Consider the following 4,234-nt stretch of genomic DNA (forward strand, 5'->3'; position numbering starts at 1 on the left):
TGTGGGAGGGGGCTTGCCCCCGATAGCGGTGTGTCAGATACATATTCTTCACTGGCCCACTGCAATCGGGGGCAAGCCCCCTCCCACATTTTGATTTGTGTTGGCCTTTAGAGCACGTAATACATGATCGCCACAAAATGCAGCAGGCTGCCGCCGATCACAAACAGATGCCAGATGCCATGGGAATGCCGCAGCCGGTCCTCCAGGGCAAAGAAGATGATACCGACGGTGTACAACACCCCACCCGCCGCCAGCCAGGTGAACCCCGCCGTGCCCAGCGCAGCGATCAGCGGCTTGACCGCCACCAGTACGATCCAGCCCATCACCGCGTAGATCACGATGGACAGGATACGCGCCTCCGAGCGCGGCTTGATCTCCTGCAAGATGCCGATCACCGCCAGGCCCCACACAATGCCGAACAGCGTCCAACCCCACGGGCCACGCAAGGTCACCAGGCAAAAGGGCGTGTAGCTCCCGGCAATCAGCAGGTAGATCGAAAAATGGTCGACCTTCTGCATGATCTCTTTTCGCCGCCCGCGCACGCTGTGATACACGGTCGACGCGCTGTATAGCACCAACAGCGTAAAGCCATAAATCGCCACGCTGACGACTTTCCAGGGGCTGCCATCCAGGCTCGCCACCACCAACATCCACACTGCGCCAATACACGCCGCGACCGTACCGAGCAAATGGCTCCAGGCGTTGAATCGTTCACCGTGGTACATCTGTCACCGACCTCCATAACCGTTAACCATTGGCGAGTTAGCGTCCAACCTTGCGCATAAGAGTGCAAGCGTCTTGTGACGTTCCGAGGACGCCACGCGGTTTTGCGGGCACAATCGAACGCATTCGAACAAGAGCCACGGCCATGCTGATCGACGAAGAGTTCACCCTCAAGAAGCTGGAGATCTTCCTGGCGTTCATGCGCACCGGCAACCTGGCCCGTGCCGCCGCCGAGCTGCAAACCAGTAACGTCAGCGTGCACCGCGCCATCCATTCCCTGGAAAACGCCCTGCGCTGTCCGCTGTTCAAACACGAAGGACGCAACCTCACGCCGCTGGAAAGCGCCTACGTGCTGGAAGAGCGTGCACAGAAATTGGTGGCCGACGTGGTCGACAGCGTGCGCCTCACCCGCGAAGCCGCCGGTTTCTCCGCCGAGCGTTTCAAATTGGGCTCGCTGTATTCGCTGACGGTGAAGACCGTGCCGCAATTGATCATGGGCCTGAAGATCCGTCGCAGCGAGCTCAACATCGACCTGATCCTGGGCTCCAATTTCGACCTGCTCTACAAGCTCAAGAACATGGAGGTAGATGCGATCCTCATCTCCCTCGACGAACACGCCAACGACCCCGACTGCGAACAGATCGCGCTGTTCTCCGATGACATCTTCCTCGCGACCCCAGCCGACTCACCCTTCGACCGCGAACAGCAGATCGACCTAGCCGACGTACGCGACGCCACCTTCATCACCCTCACCCAAGGCTTCGCCACTCACCAGGATGGTAACCGCGTGTTCAAACAGGCAGGGTTCGAGCCGAAGGTGGCGATGCAGGTAAATGACATCTTCACCTTGTTGAGCATGGTCAGTTCAGGAGTGGGTTATGCCCTGCTGCCAGGGCGGATTGCCGCCGTGTATGAGAACCGCGTGAAGTTGATACCGCTGCAACCTCGCTATCAGTTGCAGCAGCATATTGGCGTGGTGTTTTTGAAGGCGAAAGAGCGAGACCCGAACTTGCTCGCGTTGCTGGCAGAGTGTCGGATGTATGCCAATCGCCAGGCTTGAGACCGCCATCGCGGGCAAGCCCGGCTCCCACATTGGATCGGGTTCCCAAATTCAAATCTGGAATACAGTCCAAATGTGGGAGCGGGCTTGCTCGCGAAGAGGCCGGACCAATCAACCCAACTTTCGAAATTAGCCGACCAGACCGCGCACGATGAAGTACAGCACCGAAGGCCCAAGCAAACACCCAAGCCCGGTATGAAACGTCGCCGTCAATGCGCCATACGGCACCAACCGCCGATCAGTGGCCGCAAGGCCCGCAGTGACGCCGCTCACGGTACCGGCCAAGCCACCAAACACCATCGCCGAACGCGGATTATCCAGCCCCATCCACCGCGCCGCGACGGGCGTGCCGACCATCACCAGGATCGCCTTGATCAAGCCGGTGGCAATCGACAATGCCATCACATCCGAAGTCGCACCAATGGCAGCACCTGTCACCGGGCCAACGATATAAGTCACCGCGCCTGCGCCGATGGTCGTCATGCTGACCGCGTCGCGATAACCAAACGCCCAGGCCATGCTCGCACCGACGATAAATGGCAGTACCGTGCCTAGCAGCAACGCAATCACGCCGATCAAGCCCGCCTTGCGCGCCTCCGTGGCTTGCACTTCAAACGCCGTGGCAACAATGGCGAAGTCGCGCAGCATCGCACCACCCATCAAGCCGATGCCGGAGAACAGCGCCACGTCGGCCAGACCCTTTTGCCCACCCGTGAGCGTACCGCCGACCCAGGCCAGTACCAGGCCGATGACAATAGCAATCGCCGAACCATGAATGCGCCCGAAGGTCAGGCGCTTGGACAGCACCACGGAAATCCACATCACCACGCCAACGAAGGCAAATGCGGTGACCAGGCCGTTATGCTCCAGGCCTTTTTCGATGAGATCCCACATATCAGCGACCTCCCGCGGCAGTGACCAGCGGCGCTTCTTCGGCGGGTAACGGCTCGCCCTTGTGGGTGCGGCTGATCAGGGCGATGGTGCAACCACACACCACCACCGAACCGATGGCCGCCAGTACCGCCACCGGGCCGCCGTGCAGCGCCGTGACCACGTTTTGTTGCGCGGCCATCGCGACCACGACGGGGATGTACATCGCCCCCCAGAAGCCGACGCCCATCTCGCAGTCCTTGGTCATGCCGCCGCGTTTTTGCATCCACAGGCGGGCGCAGATCAGCAGGATCATCGCGATTCCCACCCCGCCCACGTTGGATTTGACGCCCAGCAACACGCCGAGCATGTCGCCCATGATCACGCCCGCCAGCGTGCAGATCGCCAGCAATGCCACACCGTAGATAATCATTGTTGTTGTCCTCGAAGTGCTCAATCGAAATTGTTGTTTTTGTGCTTCGAAAGCCTTGGGTGGCGCTTTATCGGTGGCGGCGCTCCTCCTCTTGCAGCAGGGCCTGCAAGGTGTCCAGGCGTGCGCCTTCATAGGCGATCACCGTGCCTTGCGCGAACACACGGCGTGACAGGCCGGTCAGCACCGCACCCGGGGGCAGTTCGATTTGCAGGCGCACACCACGCTCGTAGGCGCTTTGTACGGTGCCGCGCCAGTCGACGACGCGGCACATGTTGAAGGCCAGGTCGTCGCGCAGTTGTTCAGGGTTGTGGATAGGTCGGGCGCGGGTGCTGCTCAGGTAGGTGATGCGCGGCGCCTTGAGCGTAACGAAAGCGTGCGCCAACACCTGGGCCGGTTGCTCCAGCAGCGCGCAATGGGACGGCACACTGACGGCCAGGCGCTTGGCGATGCCATTGCCTTTGATACGCTCGGCGACGCGCTGCATCGCCGCATTGCTGCCGGCGATGACGGTCTGGTTGTCGGCGTTGATATTGGCTAGGTACACCGGGGTTTGCGGGCTGTGGACAGCTGCCAGCAGAGCTTCGACGGTGGATAACTCCGGGCCGATGATTGCCGTCATGCCGTAGCCTTGTGGATAAGCCTGCTGCATCAACTCGCCGCGCAGACTGACCAGTTTTACGGCGTCCGCAAAGTCCAGGGCACCGGCGATGACCGCTGCCGGATAGGCGCCGATGGACAGGCCCGCCACGTAATCGGCGGTGTGTTGCAACTGACGGGCATGGGCCACGCCACTGATCAACAGGCAGAGTTGCACGGCGCGTGTCGACTCAAGGGCTTGGGCAGAGTCGAGCTGACGCACGTCTTCGCCCAAGGCATGACTGGCTTCTTCCAATACGTCGGCAGGCAATGGCTGGAGCATACCCGGCCGTTGGGCGCCCTGCCCTGGAAATACCAGAAGGCTACTCATGCCACGGGCTGCCAGGGATCAGCTACGAGGTGCGCGCCGCTGGCGGTTTTCAGCAGCACCCGCCGTGAAGCGCCGGCCCATTCACGCAACGCGACTGCACCGAATGGCGTTTGCAGTTGCAGGTCCACGGCGCACACCGCCTTGTCCAGCATTGCCAGCAGGTCCCGGGCGTCATTGCGGT

At 61.2% G+C, this 4,234-nt stretch carries 6 protein-coding genes; 1 reads left to right on the top strand and 5 read right to left on the bottom strand.

The genetic code is table 11. The features are described from left to right. Window positions 1–107 precede the first annotated feature (107 nt). Window positions 108–725 carry a PAQR family membrane homeostasis protein TrhA gene (gene trhA, locus ACRESD_RS00865; protein WP_431749202.1) on the bottom strand — a complete coding sequence of 206 codons (618 nt, stop codon included), beginning with the start codon at window positions 723–725 and terminating at the stop codon, window positions 108–110. Window positions 726–868: 143 nt separating this feature from the next. Between trhA and ACRESD_RS00870 the strand changes: the two genes are divergently transcribed. Beyond that, complete coding sequence (locus tag ACRESD_RS00870) at window positions 869–1,783, top strand: LysR family transcriptional regulator (protein ID WP_431749203.1); 915 nt, start codon at window positions 869–871, stop codon at window positions 1,781–1,783. A gap of 129 nt (window positions 1,784–1,912) precedes the next feature. On the opposite strand, the gene madM is transcribed toward ACRESD_RS00870, so the two are convergent. The 4 genes from madM to ACRESD_RS00890 form a co-directional block, all read right to left on the bottom strand. Next, window positions 1,913–2,677: a malonate transporter subunit MadM gene (madM, locus tag ACRESD_RS00875; RefSeq protein ID WP_060753435.1), complete on the bottom strand. Its 765-nt coding sequence runs from the start codon at window positions 2,675–2,677 to the stop codon at window positions 1,913–1,915. A 1-nt stretch (window position 2,678) separates the two neighbouring features. Continuing rightward, window positions 2,679–3,086 carry a malonate transporter subunit MadL gene (gene madL, locus ACRESD_RS00880; RefSeq protein ID WP_431749204.1) on the bottom strand — a complete coding sequence of 136 codons (408 nt, stop codon included), beginning with the start codon at window positions 3,084–3,086 and terminating at the stop codon, window positions 2,679–2,681. 67 nt (window positions 3,087–3,153) lie between these two features. Next, window positions 3,154–4,053 (bottom strand): malonate decarboxylase subunit epsilon, encoded by a 900-nt coding sequence (gene mdcH / locus ACRESD_RS00885; RefSeq protein ID WP_431749205.1) that lies wholly within the window; start codon window positions 4,051–4,053, stop codon window positions 3,154–3,156. Next, window positions 4,050–4,234, bottom strand: a 185-nt coding sequence (locus tag ACRESD_RS00890) for a phosphoribosyl-dephospho-CoA transferase MdcG domain-containing protein (RefSeq protein WP_431749206.1), incomplete at its 5' end; no start/stop codon positions are given. The genes mdcH and ACRESD_RS00890, both read right to left, overlap by 4 nt.

The organism is Pseudomonas sp. (assembly GCF_050739995.1).
Classification (GTDB): Bacteria; Pseudomonadota; Gammaproteobacteria; order Pseudomonadales; family Pseudomonadaceae; genus Aquipseudomonas.